Origin of the sequence: Kitasatospora sp. NPDC091257, assembly GCF_044757675.1 — a bacterium.
Classification (GTDB): Bacteria; Actinomycetota; Actinomycetes; order Streptomycetales; family Streptomycetaceae; genus Kitasatospora; species Kitasatospora lactacystinica.
Genome location: NZ_JBIVVI010001809.1, coordinates 1 through 1,172 on the forward strand (window position 1 = coordinate 1; position 1,172 = coordinate 1,172).

The 1,172-nt window shown below is 76.1% G+C and carries 1 protein-coding gene; it reads left to right on the forward strand.

Annotated elements, in window-relative coordinates; all coding sequences use genetic code 11:
- The coding region (locus ACIQOV_RS42190) for a hypothetical protein (RefSeq protein WP_401056545.1) at window positions 1–1,063 on the forward strand (1,063 nt) is incomplete at its 5' end.
- Between the last annotated feature and the right edge of the window lie 109 nt (window positions 1,064–1,172).

A 1,172-nucleotide genomic window follows, 5' to 3' on the forward strand; every position in this document is an offset into this window, starting at 1 on the left:
CGGTCGGGCCCTGGGGGCCCCGTTCCGCGCGCTGCGCAACCGCTGGCGGGCATGGTCCCGGTGGCGCCGGGCACTGCTGGTCCTGGCGCTGGTGGCGGCCCTGCCCCCGGCCGCGCTGGGCTCGGCGTTCGTGATGTTCCGGCTGCACTACACCGGCGAACCCGCCGCCGACGCCCGCACCCGGGGCCGGGACGCGCTCTGGCTCGGCCACGCCTGGGTGGACGGCCGCAAGACCGAGGCCGACGTGGCCGCACTGGTCCGGCAGCTGGCCGGCACCGGCATCAGGGACCTCTACGTGCACACCGGCCCGCTGGAGCACGACGGCTCGCTGCCGCCCGCCGTCCACCCCCGGGGCCGCTGGTTCACCGACACCGTGCACCGGGCGCTGCCCGGCGTGCGGCTGCAGGGCTGGCTGGGCGACGAGGTCAAGCCGGAGAAGGACGCCCTGGACCTGGAGGACGGCCCCACCCGGGACCGGGTCACCGCCTCCGCCGGCCAGGTGCTGGACCTCGGCTTCGACGGCGTGCACTTCGACATGGAGCCGATCCGCCCCGGTTCGCCGGGCTGGCTGGCCCTGCTCGACCGGGTCCGGCCGGTCACCGCGGCGCGCGGCGCCAAGCTGTCGGTGGCGGCCCCGCAGATCGACCCGGTCCCGGGCCTGCACACGGCCGGCATCCTGCTCACCGACCACGGCAAGTGGTGGGACGGGGCGTACTTCACCGAGACCGCCCGCCGGGTCGACCAGATCGCGGTGATGACCTACGACACCTCGATGCCCACCGAGCCGCTGTACGGCGGCTACGTCGCCCGGCAGACCGAGCTCGCCCTGCGGGCCACCCCGGCCGACGTGGACCTGCTGATGGGCCTGCCCTTCTACTGGGACGACAAGTGGGGCCACTGGGGCGACGCCGAGACCGTCCGGGCCGCCGTCCGGGGCGTGCGGCTGGGCCTGGGCCGGGAGGACCGGCAGCGGGCCAACTTCGGCGTCGCGCTGTACGTGGACTTCGCCTCGCTGCCCGAGCACTGGGCGGCGTACCGCAGCGGCTGGGTGGACGTCGGGTAGCGCGCCCGGACGGCCGTCCGGCGGGGCCGTGCGTCCCGGCCGCGCCGGGACGGCCGTCACGTTCCGTCGCGATTCGAACACCCTTCACCCCCACCGGACACCTGACGGC